Below are 15,211 nucleotides of genomic sequence, written 5' to 3' on the forward strand. Positions count from 1 at the left end.
TTCACTTATAGAGCAAAAAATTATTTTTTATTTTTAAAATGCCTGATCATACTGCCGTAGTCTAATTGCATGGCTAGTCCGGCCACAGCCTGCGTTATGCGCTTGGTCCTGGTTTCTACTGTTTTGGCTTCTTCAATCCATTTTGAGTAATATTTCTGATGGCTGGGGGGTAGAGCATGAAATTTTTCCATTGCTTTCGGTTCGTCTTCCAGGCAGTCCATCAGGTCTGGCGATAAAACAAACTCACTTTCGTCCAGTTCAATGTCTACGTCAATCATGGCGCCTTCTCCTTTTCTGATACCTTTTCTGATACCCGCATTTATAGGAATAATAAAATCGCCTTCACCCATAGGCAGTAATGCCACTTGTTTTATCAGGTGCTGGTCTAGTTTGCCTTTTACCCTGAACGACGTACGCGTATCTGGTTTAATCTCATGGGCTATATGGGCAGGTATTAATATATAAGTCCATCCGGTTTTCTCTCCTTGCTTATCAAATTTATGTATGGTTGTTTTAAAAGTAGGCATTGGTTTCTGAACGATTATGTATTTTTATGAGTTTAAATTTAAGAAACTGTTTGAAAATATATTTTAATGAGCGAACAAAATCCTTCAGGTGAAATTTTTGATTGGGCAGTTCTGAAAAGATTGTTTCAGTTTATTCGTCCTTATCAGTTTCGTTTTTTTACGCTTGTATTTGTCATTCTGGCAGGAGCCGCCCTGGCTCCGGCTATTCCGCTGTTAATCAGGCATACCATTGACGGCCCGGTTTCGGCAGGCAATTATACAGGTCTTGCAAAAATGATGCTGATTATGATTGCCGTATTGGTGGTGCAGTCGCTTATACAGTTTGTCAATACTTATCTGGCTGGGTGGCTTGGTCAGAATATCATCCGCGACATCCGGATACAGCTCTATCAGAAAATCATTCATTTGCGCCTTAAATTCTTTGATGATACGCCAATTGGCCGTCTGGTTACCCGTACAATTTCTGATATTGAAACCCTGGCTGATGTTTTCAGCGAAGGTATAGCGGCCATAGCCGGCGACATTCTGCAACTGGTGCTTATTATAACGGTAATGTTTTATACCGACTGGAAACTGTCATTAATAAGCCTCAGTACTATTCCGCTCATGTTAATCAGTACTTATATTTTTAAGGAAAAAGTAAAAAAATCGTTTAATGTAGTGCGTAACGCAGTGGCCAGCCTCAATGCTTTCGTACAGGAGCATATAACAGGTATGAGCATTGTTCAGATTTTTAACTCAGAAAAAATAGAGTACAAAAAGTTTGTAGATATTAATAAAGAACACCGCGACGCCAATATAAAATCTATTATGTACTACTCGGTTTACTACCCGGTTGCTGAGGTTATTGCGGCATTGGGAACAGGCCTGGTTGTGTGGTTTGGCGCCAAGCAGATGCTCAGCAGTGAGGTCAGCTATGGTACGGTAACGGCGTTCATTATGTTTATCAATATTTTTTTCAGGCCTATCAGGATGCTTGCCGACAGAATGAATACCCTGCAAATGGGTATTGTCAGCACCGACCGCATCATTAAACTACTTGATAGTGATGAATATACGTCAAATGAAGGGACATATACTACAAATCTGAAAGGTGATGTGCAGTTCAAAGATGTGTGGTTTGCCTATAATCAGGAAAACTACGTGCTGAAAAACATATCGTTTCAGGTTAATCCCGGCGAAACTGTAGCTTTTGTGGGGGCAACCGGTGCAGGCAAATCATCTGTCATTAATTTGTTGTCGAGATTTTATGAAATTAATAAAGGAGAGATTCTGATTGATGGCGTTGATATTAAGGAATTTGAGTTGAAGCGCCTGCGCGAACAGATAGGTGTGGTTTTGCAGGATGTTTTCTTGTTTTCTGATACCATTGAGAAAAATATTACGCTGGGCGATACCAGTATTTCCAGAGAGAACATCATGGAGGCGGCCAGGCTGGTAGGGGTGCATGATTTTATTATGCAATTACCTGATAACTACGATTACAACGTACAGGAGCGCGGCGCTACGTTATCGGTAGGGCAGCGGCAGTTGATTTCATTCGTGAGGGCTATGGTGCAGAATCCGAAGATTATTGTTTTAGATGAGGCTACGTCGTCAGTAGACACAGAAACCGAAGAGCTGATACAGAACGCCATCGGGCAGTTAATGAAAGGCCGTACAGCCATTGTTATTGCCCACCGGTTAAGTACCATTCAGAAGGCTGATAAAATTATAGTTTTAGATAAGGGCCGTATAATGGAAGAAGGAAACCACGAAGAATTGCTTGAAAAAGACGGTTTTTATGCTAACCTTTATCGTATGCAGTACAAAGAAATACTTGTGTAACTACATCGAGGTTAAGCTATAAAAGGAAAAAGCTCCCAATGCAATTGAGAGCTTTTTTGATAATTATATAGTTTGATATAATTATGCCAATTTCACGTTCACGGCGTTTAAACCTCTTTTACCTTCTTGGATTTCGAATGTTACTTCGTCATCCTGGCGGATTTGGTCTTTTAATTCAGACACATGAACAAAAACCTCTTGATTGGTTCCATCTACTTTAATAAAACCATAACCTTTGGTTTCATTGAAAAACTTAACTGTTCCGTTAGACATTTTAAAAATTTGTATTTTGTACTTAAAGTACAAAGGTTATATTAATTATTGACAATAACAAGCAATGACCATTATTGTTACTGAATGGTTATAAACCAGGCCAATAGTTGGTACAAATAGCAACAAAAACAGCCATTAACTTTAATTAACATTATTTCAATCTCCATTAACCTATGTTGAGCAGTGTGGTTTCTACTTTTGTTTCTGTAAAAATAAAAACCATTTATGAAAAAGCTCTTCATTTTTCTTCTTTTAGCAACACCAACGCTGGCGCAAAAAATTACCTTAAAGGGCCTGGTTACCGACTCAGCCTCGGCGCCATTGCAGTATGCCACGGTATTGTTGCTAAGCCCTAAAGACTCATCGCTTATTAATTTTGCAAGAACCAACGATAAGGGACTTTTTGAACTTAAAAATCTGAACTCGGCCAATTACCTTTTTAAAATTACTTATGTAGGGCATAAGACCTTTTATAAGCCAGTTGTACCCGGCGAGGCAACCGCCATAGATATGGGAACCATTAAACTGGAACCCATAAGCCGTGAGCTGGCCGAAATAACCATTAAAGGCGAAAAAGCGCCGGTGAGTATAAAAGGAGATACTATTGAATTTAATGCCGACTCGTTTAAGGTTAAGCCCAACTCGGTTGTGGAAGACCTGCTGAAGAAATTACCGGGTGTTGAAGTGGAAAAAGACGGCACCGTGAAAGCCCAGGGTGAAACCGTAAGGCGTATAACCGTAGACGGAAAAGAGTTTTTTGGACGCGACCCTAAAATGGCCACCAAAAACCTGCCTGCCGATGCCATAGATAAGGTGCAATTGTATGACAAACGCTCGGACCAGTCTGATTTTACAGGTATAGACGATGGACAACGTGAAAAGAACATTAATCTGAAACTGAAAGAAGACCGCAAAAAAGGCGCTTTTGGTAGTATTACTGCTGGCGGTGGGCTCGACGAACGCTACACAGGCCGCCTGAGTATTAACCGGTTCAATAAAGATAAACAGTTGTCTGTACTGGCAATGGGCAATAATGTAAATCAGCAGGGTTTTTCTATCAATGATTATATGAATTTCTCGGGCGATTTGATGCGAATGATGGGCGGAAGAGCAGGAGGCGGGCAGCTTCGTCTGGATTTAAGCAGCGGCCAGGATGGCGGGCTACCGCTTAATTTTGGTAACAGGCAGAATGGTTTTGTCAGAAACTGGGCCGGAGGTCTGAATTTTAATAATCCACTAAACAAGAAAACAGAAGTAAACGGTAGCTATATGTTCAATAACATTAATCAGTTAATTGACAGGAATATAAGCCGCCGAAACTTTTTGCCAAACGGCGACAACTACCTGTCGTTGCAGAACAGTACCCAGAATACGTTGAACGATAACCACCGTCTGAACTTTACTCTCGACCAGAAGCTGGATTCTATGAACTCGCTGAAGTGGTCTTCTTATATTAATTATAACCGCACAAATGCCAGTAATTACAGTATAAGCCAGTCGCTTAACAGTAGCAGCGTACTAGAGAACGAAGGTGTCAGAAATAACAGCGGAAGCAACGAAGGGCTAAGTGTAAACACTAATTTTCTGATGCGTCATAAGTTTAATAAAAAAGGACGGACATTATCAGGCAATATTAATTTTCAGGTTAATAACTCTGATGGTGACGGCGAGTTAGATGCCCGGAACAAATATTATACTGATGGTAATCTTACCCGAACCGAGAACATCAGGCAAAACAGTGTACGCAAGGCCGACCGGACTAATTACGGCCTAACTGCCGCTTATACCGAACCTCTGGGCAAGAAGAAATACCTGGAAATAAACTACGCATTCCAGAAAAATGATTACTTGTCTGATGCCCTTGTGAACGATATTAAAGATGGAATACCGATTTACAACAAAAAGTTGAGTAACAAATTTGAAAGTAATTTTATTTATAACCGGGTAGGAACCAATTTCAGATTTGTGGAGAAAAAATATAATTTCTCAACAGGGCTGAGTTTTCAACACGCCAATTTGCGGGGTAAAATGCTGTTGCTTGATGATGATATTTCAAGAAATTTCAGGAATGTGCTACCCAATTTGCATTTCAGCTATGATTTTCAACAAAGCCAGCGCCTGCGATTTGACTACGAAACCAACCTGCAGGAGCCTGGTATAACACAATTGGCACCGATTACTGATAACCGGGACCCCCTGAATATTTATGTGGGTAATCCGAATCTGAAACCAGAGTACTCGCATAGATTGGGCCTCAATTATATGTCGTTCAATCAATTGAGTTTTACCAATTTCTTTGTGGCCGCCAACCTGATTTATACTACCAATAAAATAAATAATGCGCAGGAAATCAGCTCATCGTTTGTACAGACCTCTCGCCCGGTTAATGTGGATGATGACTACCTGTTAACAGGAAACATTAATTACGGTTTCCGTATCAGACCGGTTAAACTAAGAGTTGATTTAAATGAAAGGGTAATGATGAACAGAGGTATTAACTACATTAACCAGCAGGAGAACCGCACGAAAGGTTTGCAGCTGAACACCAGCGTAAGATTGAGTTATCAACAAGATAAATTTGATATGTCGGCTGAAGCGCGGGTAGGGTATAATCAGACTCATTATTCAGTAAATAACCAGATGAATCAGGATTATTTCAATAATGTTTTCTCAACCGACATGAACTGGACCATCACCAAAAACCTGATATTCAGTACAGATTTCGATTATAATACTTATAAAGGTCTAACAGGTGGGTTTAATCAGAATATCCCGCTGTGGGGCATGTCTGTTTCTACCTACTTTCTAAAAAACAGACGCGGAGAATTAAAGTTATCAGTTAACGACTTGCTGAATCGTAACACGGGCATCAGCCGGACGGCCCAGTTGAACTTTGTGCAGGACGAGCGCATCACTACTCTCGGCCGTTACTTCTTGCTAAGTTTTACGTACACTTTAAAAGGATTAAACCCTGCACAAAGCGGGGGGGTGAGAATAATCTCAAGATAATATAGTTTGATTTTTTTTAGTTTGTTAGCAATAGGCAGCCCTGCTTTGGGTTACCTATCTTTTTTGGTCGTCAAGCATTCTGATATACAGGTCTTCTACTTTTTTTCTGGCCCAGGGCGTTTTTCGGAGAAACGTAAGGCTTGATTTAATGCTTGGGTTGTTTATAAAACAGTTGACACGTACATGATAGGCCATCTGGTCCCAGCCATGATAATCAACCAGTTCGTTCAGAATTCTCTCTAGGGTTTTGCCATGTAGCGGATTATTGGGCTGTTCAAGCATCACTTTTTACCTTTACTTTTTTTACGTTTCATTTCTTCAAACTGCTCAGCTTCTTTCAGTAAGGCCTTTAAATCAGCGGCAGTTACATCTTTCGAGAAATCTTTGGTAGCTGCATATTCCAATTTATCTAATTCCATTACCTGCACAGGTTTGTTTAAGAAGGCTTCAATTTCAGCCAGAATGGGTTTTTCTTCTGCACTGCAAAAAGAAAGTGCATTGCCTTTTTGTGTACCTCGGCCTGTGCGCCCAACCCTGTGTACGTAGTTTTCGGGTACGTCGGGCAGGTCATAGTTTATTACATAATCAACATTGGGTATATCAATGCCTCTGGCGCTTACATCTGTGGCTATCAGTAGTTTGGTTTCTCCGGTTCTGAAATTCCCCAGCACTTTCAGCCGGTCTTGTTGTTCTTTATCGCCATGCAGGGTTTCGGCTTTTATGCCAACCCGCTCCATAGCAGCAAGTACACGCTCTGCTCTTACTTTGGTACGTACAAATACCAGAATTTTGCTTTCCGGATGCTCATTCACCATGCGTTCAAGAAAGAAACGTTTGTCGTCCATTTCTACAAAAATCACGGCATGCTGAATGTTCTTGGCCACTTTATCGTTGGGCGATATTTGAATACGGATGGCATTATGCACCAGCGAATAAGCCAGCTTTTTAATGGTTTCGTTAATAGTGGCCGAGAAGAAGAGTGTCTGCCGCTTGCGTGGAAGAAAGCGGATTACATCCTGAATGTCTTTAATGAAGCCCAGGTCAAGCATGTGGTCGGCTTCGTCAAGTATCAGAATCTCCACGTGGTTCAGTTTCAGATGCCCCTGGCTTACCAGGTCAAACATACGGCCGGGTGTGGCTACCAGAATATCAATGCCTTTTTCGAGTTTTAAAATCTGAGGGTCTTGTTCAACACCACCAAAAAGAGAGAATGTTTTTACTTTTGTTCCCTGGCCAATTTTTTGAAAGACCTCGGTTATTTGTATTGCCAGCTCACGGGTGGGTACCATCACCAGACAGCGGATGGCGTCAGCCCTTGCGCTTTTCTTGGTGTCGTTTACAAGGTGTAATACCGGAATAGCAAAAGCTGCGGTTTTGCCCGTGCCCGTTTGTGCAATGGCAAGCACATCTTCTCCGCGTAAAATGGGCGTTATAGATTTATACTGGATATCCGTAGGCTTTTTAAAGCCCAGTTTTTCCAGATTCTGCTTTATTTCCGGAGCTATTCGGTATTCTTCAAATTTCATTTTTTGTTTCGTTTATCATACCCTTTGCCAATACCTCTGAACGACCGCTCGATGGTTGCCTTGCCCAAATGGTTTATCTTGAAGTTTTTAACCGGCTTTGGTACCTCTTTCTTTGCCGACAGGCCCACTTCTATTACCCGGCCCATCAGTTCGGTGCCATTCAGTTCATGAATAGCGTTTCTCACGGCATCCTCGTCAGGCATATCCACAAAACCAAAGCCTTTATTTTGCCTGGTAGCTTTATCTTTAACTATTTTTACTGAGGTTACTTCTCCATATTTCTCAAATAAGGCTCTCAGTTCTTTCTCTTTCAGTTTGAAAGGAATACTCCCCACAAAAATATCCATTGTCAGGTAATTATGATTGAGGTGTAAAATTACGAATTTAAAACTGAAAAGCAGAAACAGGACAGAAAAGGAGTGAAGAATACTTAAAAGAGCCGAAAAAAAGCGGGAAGAATTCTCCCCGCCGGCATTTAAAGGGCTACTTCAAGTAGTTTGTTGAATGATGGCTCAGATATAATAATATCGGCATGATGGTTTACGAGGTCATCTTTAGAGCAAAAGGCAATGCCCAACCCTGCTTCCTTTATCATCCACAAATCGTTCATGCTGTCGCCTATGGCAATGCAGTTTTGCATTTGTATGTGGTGTTTCTCCAGTATGGTTATTAATGCATTGGTTTTGCAGATGGTCAGGCGATTTACACTTTTTGCATTATTGAACAGGTAAGAAGGTATTTTTACTTCGCCGGTAGCAATGCCCTTAGAAAACTCCAGTTCATTGCCAATTGAGAAGTCCATGCCCAGTTTGTTTTTTATATGGTTGGTTACAAAATCATAGCTGTCAGAAATGATTCCTATAAAGTACCCCCTTTCTTTCAGCGCTTCAATTACTTCTTTTGTGCCTGGTACAATGGGTATTTCATCTAATACCTGTATAAGTTCACCATAATTACGCCCTTTTAAAAGCATGGCCACTCTTTTGGTAATAATTACAGGGTCTGTTTCTGAAGACCTTATTTGCATCAGCTCATCTTTAAAACGGAATTTGTCTGCACATGAATCAATAAAACGCCCCAGCAACAATGTGTTGTCCATATCAAAAACAACCATTTTCTTTAGTTTTCTGAACTGGCTTTCCAACGAAACTTCCATCTGCGAGCGGATTTCTGTAATTGTACCCAACTCTTCAAAATTAAAGTTTGAGTTATTGCTTGATGCCGCTTTTGAGATAATGGTCTGTGCTACCTCCTTACTCATTTTGCCTAATGCCTGCCAGGGCTTGCTTTTGTTCTCTATGTAACCAATCTGCACTTCTTTCATGCGGGCATTCATCAGGTGCATGTCTATCAGTATGCCAATATCAACACCGTAATCGTCTCTGAAATCAATTTGCTGCAAAAGACTTTTGCGGCTGGCAATCATTCCGCTAAGGGGTTGGCTGAAACGGAGCAGGTCCGGAAAAAATATGCTAAGCAAAGGTTTAGCCACCAACTCGGTTACTCTGCCTGCATTGCGGTTAAATGACGACTTGGCAAAGTCTACTTCTCCTAGCAGGATAGGTTCTGTTAAAAGCCGGATGGTATGATGCGGGTAAGGATTAATATCGCCGTCCAAAAAAACAAGGATGTCATTTTGTGCAAACAGGGCGCCTTCTCTCATTGATGCCCCTTTGCCTAATTTTGTGCTTGTAAGTACTTTGGCGCCATGCTTCTGGGCTATGGGTACGGTTTTATCCAGCGACTTGTCGTCAATCACCAGCACTTCACTTACATGAGGCTGGCTTGCAGCAAAATCAACAACGCTTCCAATTGTTTCTTCTTCATTCAACGTGGGTATAATAACTGAAATCATATTCTTTGAAGGTTTTTGATTGAACAATTCTATACTGCCTATTAAAAAGTAACCCCCAAAAGGCCGCTCTTGTTACCTTTCAGTGTGTTTCTTGCTTTGAATGAAGAAAATCAGAATAATAAAAAACTAATGCTACATCAGGAAGGGTGTTGGCTTAATAGGTTGGTTGTGAGGTTTTTATGAAGTATTTGGGCTGCCGGAGTTAACATGACAGGCAGCCCGATTAATTTTTCCTTAAGAATGACCACGCACCCAGATATACAAGTATGGCTGTTGCAGCTTTTTTAGAGCAACAAGGTAAAATCGTCTTTAAAGCACAAAAGAGACAAGAGCCTCCTTTGTGTAATTATTAGTTGTTTCTGATAATAAACCTGGCACCATTAGCGCCGGGTTGCATGCCCATTTCTTTCATGTAATCGTCGCGGATTTTCTTAAACTCCCTGGCAGTAACTTTTTTGCCTCCTGATGGTGTTTTTATTTCATTGGTAAGTTTTTTCAACTCTACTTTTTTGGCTGTTATAATGGTGCTGCCTTCGTTCAGGTTCACTTCAAGAATGGTACCGGGCAGGCCGTAGAAATTCTGTGGGCCTGCAGGGCTTATCAGGCTTTCGGTATACCAGGCTACTACATCCTGCCTGGCCTCTTCATTATAAAAAGATGCTTTTTTGCAGGTGTAATCCAGTATTTTTTTGGTTTCGTCATGAAACCTCCACGGATTGGTCTTCAGAGAGTCTTCTATTCTGAATTTTTTTCCTGCAAAATCGGTAACAGTAATGAACTGCGACACCTCAAAGTCGCGGTACAAGTCTAATTGCGGGCGCGTGAAGCGCATCGTCACATTGCTGCCACCTACCGAACTGTTAACCTCGTCAGTGTCTTCGTCAATATTGGTATAGAACGATTTTACAGGTGTAAAGTACAACCGGTTTTTACTGGTTCTGAACTCGGGTATCATGCTTTTTATAGACTCCTGGTCTTTACCTATGCTTTTGTGCATATTTACCTTGAATTCGTAGTCTATGATACCTTCCTGTAATTGTGCCATAGTTAAATGGCTGATAAGCAGTGTAATAAATAAGAATAACTTTTTCATCTGATTGATTTTGAAATGGTTTCAGCAAAAGTAGATTGTATGCACCTGACCAGAGGTTAATCATTATTGAAATAATGTTAATTAAGGTTAAAAAATAGACAGGAAACCAAAATTGTGGATTAATTTTGATTTTATAAACACAGCAAATCACTACACAAAAAGATTAAAGTACGCATTAACTAACCATTACAGACTTTGGGCACCGGAATAAAAAGCAGAACACAATTTGTATTGATATGCGTAAGCTTATTGGTGCTCACGCTGTTTAATGTATTCTGGCTAAAACAGAACTACAACGAGCAGAAACGAAATCTGCAGAAAGATATCAACAATAATTTTGAGAAAACTGTCTCTGCCATGCAGGATTCTCTGATTAAGAGACAGGTTGACTCTTCATTGAAATTGAATGTTAATAAAGAATTATTGACGTCTAAAAGAAAAACTAAATATAAAAGGCCTATGAAAAAGGCCTCTGATTCGGTCTTTGATGAAATAAAAAGTATTTATCTGAGTGGCAGGCAAAACCCTTCAGGGTTAATACCCGGCGAGGCAAGAAGACCAAACACAATGAGCATCTATACCAGGGAAATGAATGCATTTGACTCTGTTGGCCGGGATATGCTGATAAAGATGATACACTCAATAAAACTGGATTCAAGCCGCAGGAACATCAGAATACAGTTTAAGTCAGACTCTACCATGACAATGAATCTGCCGAGTAATGCGTTTAACGCGCAACCAAAACGAGTGATGTTTGTTTCGGGTGTGAAGTATGATTCAGTTATTACAAAAGAAAAAGTGAATTTGAGCCGCATCTATATAAAACCCAACACCCCCCGGAAAAAGAAAGCCAGCCAGCCACCCAATGTAATAATCAATCTGCTGACTGATACACTTAAAACTAAGGAGATAACCGCCAGATACAAAACGAGATTATTAAAGCAGCAAATTACGCTGCCTTTTAAAGTGGAAGTGGCTCAGAGGTCAAAGGCTGACACGACAGCTGAAATCAGAGCTGGCGTTCCTTTTGGCAGTCTGCTATATCAGGCTAACTTTGCCGATGCCCATTGGTACCTTACTCAACAGATTTTTCCTCAGATACTTTTCTCTTTGTTTCTGATAACTATTACCGGTCTCTCATTCTGGCTTATTTACAGAAATCTTCAAAAGCAAAACCGCCTGACAGCCCTGAAAAACGATTTTGTAAGCAACATAACCCATGAACTGAAAACCCCTATTGCCACCGTAAGCGTAGCCATTGAGGCCCTGAGTAACTTTAATGTGTTGCAGAACCCGACCCAGACGAAGGAATACCTCGAAATCTCAATAAATGAGTTGAACCGGCTATCAATATTAGTTGACAAGGTTTTGAAAATGAGTGTTTTTGAGCAGAAAGAACTGGTGCTAAATACTGACACCGTTAATTTCAGAAGTTTGGTTGAAAGCGTATTGTCTACCATGAAACTACAATTTGAAAAATGCCGGGCGCATGTGAATTTTGATTTACTTGGGGAACAATTTGAAATAACGGGCGATTCAATTCACCTTACCAACGTGGTTTATAATCTGCTTGAGAACGCCCTTAAGTATAGCGCTGACCCCCAGATAAATGTACTGTTGCAGGCCCATGACCAGCAACTGCAACTAAGTATAAAAGACAACGGCATTGGTATTTCAGAGGAGTTTCTGCCTAAGATTTTCGACAAGTTTTTCAGAGTACCCACCGGTAATGTGCATAATATTAAAGGCTATGGCCTTGGGCTTAGTTATGTGAAAAATGTAGTAGAGCACCACAATGGCACTATTAAAGTAAACAGTAAAATAGATGAGGGCAGTACTTTTATACTGGCACTACCACTAAAGACTTAATCGGATTCAGCAATGGCAACCAAAATATTATATGTAGAAGACGAACCCTTTCTGGGTAAGATAGTGAAGGAAAGCCTTGAAAGCCGAGACTTTGAGGTAAAAATGGTAACAGACGGTAGTCTGGTATTAAAGGCATTTGACCACTTTAAACCGGATATTTGTGTACTTGATGTAATGCTGCCCAATAAAGACGGGTACACGCTGGGTGCAGAAATAAGGGCTATAAAACCTACCATACCTATTATATTTCTGACTGCCAAGACACAGACAGATGATGTGCTTAAGGGTTTCCAGTCAGGCGGTAATGACTACATCCGTAAGCCATTCAGTATGGAAGAGCTGATTGTGAGAATCAATAATCTGCTTGCCTTGTCTCTTTCTAAAGCTGTTACACCACAGGGAAGCATCCATCTGGGCAAGTTTGAGTTTTTTCCTCATAAGTATGAATTAAGAACTCATGATAATTGCCGGAAGCTCTCTTACCGGGAAACCGAATTGCTGAAGATTTTCTCTGAAAACAGAAATTTTACGGTGAGCAGAAAAGAAATACTTTTAAAAATCTGGGGAGATGATTCGTTCTTTAATTCACGCAACCTTGATGTGTATATCACCAAACTGCGCGACTACCTGAAAGAAGACGAAACCATTGAACTAATGACAATAAAAGGTGTAGGGTACCATTTTACTACACCTGTGGCTTAGTCTTCTTTTAGCACATAGCCCATGCCTGTTTTGGTATGTATCAGCTTGGGTTCAAAGTCTTTGTCTATTTTTTTACGCAGAAAATTAATGTACACCTCAATTACGTTCAGGCTGTTTTCGGCATTGTTGCCATCCCAAATTTTCTCGGCAATTTCAGCTTTTGAAACCACCTTGCCCTTGTTTCGTATCAGGTATTCCAACAAAGAAAACTCTTTGGGTGTCAGTTCAATTTTTGTGTTCTGTCTTGAAGCCGTCTTGCTTTCCAGATTAATCTCCAGGTCGGCAATTTTCAGCATATTAGAGGCATTGGCTTCACTTTCAGCATGGGCTCTTTTCAGAAACACATTTACACGAGCCAGCAATTCACGGTATTCAAAGGGTTTTACGATGTAATCATCTGCGCCCTTTTCAAAGCCCAGTATCTTGTCGTCAGTTTCGCCAAGGGCAGTCAGCATAATAATTGGTATCTGGCTGTCTTTTTCGCGTATTCTGGCACAAACCTCATAGCCATTCATTACAGGTAAATTGACATCCAGAATAATGAGGTCATATTTACCGCTTGACGCCAGCCGAAGGCCTATCTGTCCATCAAAGGCTACAGAGGTGTCAAAATCTTTCTCTGCCAGCCCCTTGCTTATATTTTCAGCTAGGCGTTGGTCGTCTTCGACAATGAGTATTCGCTTTTTTTCCATAAGTTTTGAATCATCCACGCTATACCAATGACCAGAAAACAGCCAATGGGATTAAACCAAAGGTAGGCAATCCATTCTTTTTTCAATATTACCTGCGGAATACCGATTCCGAGAATAATTGCCTGGCTGATTACTGCCCCCCAGAAGGTAGCAGTGCCACCAATGTTTTTGAAATAGAATGCTACCAGAAAAACACCAAGTATAATACCATAGAACAATGAGCCTAATACGTTAACAACCTCAATCATATTGCCCAGTTCGCTGGCATACTGTGCAACAAATATACAAAAAATACCCCATAATACTGTTGAAACCTTTGATGCCCTCAATTCTGCTTTCTCAGTGGGGGGTGTTTTGGCGTATTTCCGGTATACGTCCACTACCGTGGTAGCTGCCATTGAGTTATAAGCCGATGCAATAGAACCCATAGATGCCGCAAAAATAACGGCAATGAGCAGGCCGATAAGGCCATGCGGCAGGTAATCTAAAACAAAGCGCAGAAAAACAAAGTCGCGGTCGTTGGTAATACCGTTTGGATTGTTTTTCTTTATTAAACCCACCACCTTCGATTTTATGTCTTTACTAAGCGAGTCTGATTCTTTCAGGGAGGCCTTGTAAATCAATAGCTGCTGGTCGTTGGCGTCGCCCATTCTGGCTAGTAATTGCTGTTTTTTTTCAGAAATAACGGCGTGTTCTTTTTCCAATGCCTGCAACTGCGGGGCGTATTGGCTGGCACGGAGTTTATCAACTTCTACCTTGTTAAAAAAAACCGGAGACGTATTAAATTGGTAAAACACAAAAACCAGAACCCCAACCAGCAAAATGAAAAACTGCATTGGTACTTTCAACAGACCGTTCATTACTAAACCCAGGCGGCTCTGGGTGATAGACTCTCCGGTTAAATATCTGCCTACCTGCGACTGGTCGGTGCCGAAGTAAGAAAGCTGCAGAAAAAATCCACCGATTAAACCTGACCATAAATTGTATCGGTCTTTCGGGTTAAACTCAAAAGAAACCATGTTCATGTGGCCGGATTTACCCGCAATTTTAAGCGCTTTTACCAGGCCTATGTTTTCAGGCAGCATCTGCAAAACAATTACTCCAGCCAGAAACATGGCTACAGTAATTACAAGCATTTGCTGCACATGGGTATATGAAATAGCCTTGGTGCCACCAATTACAGAATACGTTAGTACCAGCCCGCCCATAATGATGTTGGTCCAGACAATATCCCATCTGAAAATGGTTGATAAAATAATTGCCGGAGCATAAATGGATATACCGGTTGAAAGGCTACGCTGTATCAGAAACAAAAAGGCCGTAAAAATGCGAACCTTTCCATCAAAGCGGTGTTCAAGATACTCATAAGCTGTGTAGACTTTCAGCCGATGAAAAATTGGTATAAACGTTATACAAAGCACAATCATTGCCAATGGCAATCCGAAGTAAAACTGCACAAACCGCATGCCGTCGTCAAAGCCCTGCCCAGTGGTAGAAAGAAACGTAATGGCACTGGCCTGCGTAGCCATAACCGAGAGACCAACATGATACCAGGGTAACGACTGGTTGCCCAGCAGGTATCCTTCAATATCTTTATCGCGGTGACTTTTATAGACACCATATACTATAATAAAAAGAAGCGTTACGGTTAAAAAAATCCAGTCCAGGTTAGTCATGCAAAATAGGTAGTAAAAAAGTAGAAAAGGATAATAGTCATAAAAAGCATACCAGCTACCACAATATAAACATTTCGCCAGGTACCAAGAATGGGCGATTGCATATCATCCTCTCCGGTAGGCATGTCAGTTTCTTGTTTCATCATGTTATTTATAGGTTAT

Annotated in this window: 14 protein-coding genes; 4 read left to right on the forward strand and 10 right to left on the reverse strand. The window is 40.9% G+C overall.

Annotated elements, in window-relative coordinates; genetic code table 11:
* Positions 1-20: 20 nt before the first annotated feature.
* Positions 21-527 carry a YdeI/OmpD-associated family protein gene (locus tag NZ848_RS01450; RefSeq protein WP_259014075.1) on the reverse strand — a complete coding sequence of 169 codons (507 nt, stop codon included), beginning with the start codon at positions 525-527 and terminating at the stop codon, positions 21-23.
* Positions 528-593: 66 nt separating this feature from the next.
* On the opposite strand from NZ848_RS01450, the gene NZ848_RS01455 reads away from it, so the two are divergent.
* On the forward strand, positions 594-2,354 hold the full coding sequence (locus NZ848_RS01455; RefSeq protein ID WP_259014076.1) for an ABC transporter ATP-binding protein: 1,761 nt from the start codon (positions 594-596) through the stop codon (positions 2,352-2,354).
* An 81-nt stretch (positions 2,355-2,435) separates the two neighbouring features.
* Here NZ848_RS01455 and NZ848_RS01460 read toward each other — a convergent pair whose 3' ends face one another.
* Positions 2,436-2,627, reverse strand: a complete 192-nt coding sequence (locus NZ848_RS01460; protein WP_101727316.1) for a cold-shock protein — start codon at positions 2,625-2,627, stop codon at positions 2,436-2,438.
* Positions 2,628-2,852: 225 nt separating this feature from the next.
* On the opposite strand from NZ848_RS01460, the gene NZ848_RS01465 reads away from it, so the two are divergent.
* The gene (locus NZ848_RS01465; RefSeq protein WP_259014077.1) at positions 2,853-5,636 is read left to right on the forward strand and encodes an outer membrane beta-barrel family protein; all 2,784 of its coding nucleotides are present in this window, start codon (positions 2,853-2,855) and stop codon (positions 5,634-5,636) included.
* 54 nt (positions 5,637-5,690) lie between these two features.
* On the opposite strand, the gene NZ848_RS01470 is transcribed toward NZ848_RS01465, so the two are convergent.
* The 5 genes from NZ848_RS01470 to NZ848_RS01490 all read right to left on the reverse strand — a co-directional run bounded on the left by NZ848_RS01470 (position 5,691) and on the right by NZ848_RS01490 (position 10,110).
* Positions 5,691-5,918, reverse strand: coding sequence for a VF530 family protein (locus tag NZ848_RS01470; RefSeq protein ID WP_253533423.1), 228 nt, complete (start codon positions 5,916-5,918; stop codon positions 5,691-5,693).
* Positions 5,918-7,162: a DEAD/DEAH box helicase gene (locus NZ848_RS01475; RefSeq protein ID WP_253533425.1), complete on the reverse strand. Its 1,245-nt coding sequence runs from the start codon at positions 7,160-7,162 to the stop codon at positions 5,918-5,920. The genes NZ848_RS01470 and NZ848_RS01475 overlap by 1 nt, the downstream gene beginning before the upstream one ends.
* Positions 7,159-7,509 carry an RNA recognition motif domain-containing protein gene (locus NZ848_RS01480; protein ID WP_259014078.1) on the reverse strand — a complete coding sequence of 117 codons (351 nt, stop codon included), beginning with the start codon at positions 7,507-7,509 and terminating at the stop codon, positions 7,159-7,161. Before NZ848_RS01480 ends, NZ848_RS01475 begins: the two co-directional genes overlap by 4 nt.
* Positions 7,510-7,637: 128 nt before the next feature.
* Positions 7,638-9,017: an HAD-IB family phosphatase gene (locus tag NZ848_RS01485; RefSeq protein ID WP_259014079.1), complete on the reverse strand. Its 1,380-nt coding sequence runs from the start codon at positions 9,015-9,017 to the stop codon at positions 7,638-7,640.
* A 349-nt stretch (positions 9,018-9,366) separates the two neighbouring features.
* Positions 9,367-10,110 carry a GLPGLI family protein gene (locus NZ848_RS01490; protein WP_259014080.1) on the reverse strand — a complete coding sequence of 248 codons (744 nt, stop codon included), beginning with the start codon at positions 10,108-10,110 and terminating at the stop codon, positions 9,367-9,369.
* 195 nt (positions 10,111-10,305) lie between these two features.
* On the opposite strand from NZ848_RS01490, the gene NZ848_RS01495 reads away from it, so the two are divergent.
* A complete protein-coding gene (locus NZ848_RS01495) occupies positions 10,306-11,979 on the forward strand; it encodes a sensor histidine kinase (protein WP_259014081.1) in 1,674 nt (557 codons plus the stop codon).
* Positions 11,980-11,991: 12 nt separating this feature from the next.
* Positions 11,992-12,681 (forward strand): response regulator transcription factor, encoded by a 690-nt coding sequence (locus NZ848_RS01500; protein WP_253533432.1) that lies wholly within the window; start codon positions 11,992-11,994, stop codon positions 12,679-12,681.
* Here the strand turns inward: NZ848_RS01500 and NZ848_RS01505 are convergent.
* From NZ848_RS01505 to NZ848_RS01515, 3 genes are read right to left on the reverse strand one after another with little or no spacing between them, the layout of a single operon-like run.
* Positions 12,678-13,373: a response regulator transcription factor gene (locus NZ848_RS01505; RefSeq protein WP_253533434.1), complete on the reverse strand. Its 696-nt coding sequence runs from the start codon at positions 13,371-13,373 to the stop codon at positions 12,678-12,680. The genes NZ848_RS01500 and NZ848_RS01505 overlap by 4 nt on opposite strands.
* The gene (locus NZ848_RS01510) at positions 13,328-15,049 is read right to left on the reverse strand and encodes a sodium:solute symporter (protein ID WP_259014082.1); all 1,722 of its coding nucleotides are present in this window, start codon (positions 15,047-15,049) and stop codon (positions 13,328-13,330) included. The genes NZ848_RS01505 and NZ848_RS01510 overlap by 46 nt, the downstream gene beginning before the upstream one ends.
* Positions 15,046-15,195 carry a hypothetical protein gene (locus NZ848_RS01515; RefSeq protein ID WP_259014083.1) on the reverse strand — a complete coding sequence of 50 codons (150 nt, stop codon included), beginning with the start codon at positions 15,193-15,195 and terminating at the stop codon, positions 15,046-15,048. The genes NZ848_RS01510 and NZ848_RS01515 overlap by 4 nt, the downstream gene beginning before the upstream one ends.
* Positions 15,196-15,211: the final 16 nt, after the last annotated feature.

Source organism: Emticicia fluvialis, from assembly GCF_024793945.1.
Taxonomy (GTDB): Bacteria; Bacteroidota; Bacteroidia; order Cytophagales; family Spirosomataceae; genus Emticicia; species Emticicia fluvialis.

Coding starts and splice junctions, on each gene's coding strand:
- NZ848_RS01450 (WP_259014075.1), bottom strand. CDS start 527: ATGCCTACTTTTAAAACAACCATACATAAATTTGATAAGCAAGGAGAG.
- NZ848_RS01455 (WP_259014076.1), top strand. CDS start 594: ATGAGCGAACAAAATCCTTCAGGTGAAATTTTTGATTGGGCAGTTCTG.
- NZ848_RS01460 (WP_101727316.1), bottom strand. CDS start 2,627: ATGTCTAACGGAACAGTTAAGTTTTTCAATGAAACCAAAGGTTATGGT.
- NZ848_RS01465 (WP_259014077.1), top strand. CDS start 2,853: ATGAAAAAGCTCTTCATTTTTCTTCTTTTAGCAACACCAACGCTGGCG.
- NZ848_RS01470 (WP_253533423.1), bottom strand. CDS start 5,918: ATGCTTGAACAGCCCAATAATCCGCTACATGGCAAAACCCTAGAGAGA.
- NZ848_RS01475 (WP_253533425.1), bottom strand. CDS start 7,162: ATGAAATTTGAAGAATACCGAATAGCTCCGGAAATAAAGCAGAATCTG.
- NZ848_RS01480 (WP_259014078.1), bottom strand. CDS start 7,509: ATGGATATTTTTGTGGGGAGTATTCCTTTCAAACTGAAAGAGAAAGAA.
- NZ848_RS01485 (WP_259014079.1), bottom strand. CDS start 9,017: ATGATTTCAGTTATTATACCCACGTTGAATGAAGAAGAAACAATTGGA.
- NZ848_RS01490 (WP_259014080.1), bottom strand. CDS start 10,110: ATGAAAAAGTTATTCTTATTTATTACACTGCTTATCAGCCATTTAACT.
- NZ848_RS01500 (WP_253533432.1), top strand. CDS start 11,992: ATGGCAACCAAAATATTATATGTAGAAGACGAACCCTTTCTGGGTAAG.
- NZ848_RS01505 (WP_253533434.1), bottom strand. CDS start 13,373: ATGGAAAAAAAGCGAATACTCATTGTCGAAGACGACCAACGCCTAGCT.
- NZ848_RS01510 (WP_259014082.1), bottom strand. CDS start 15,049: ATGACTAACCTGGACTGGATTTTTTTAACCGTAACGCTTCTTTTTATT.
- NZ848_RS01515 (WP_259014083.1), bottom strand. CDS start 15,195: ATGATGAAACAAGAAACTGACATGCCTACCGGAGAGGATGATATGCAA.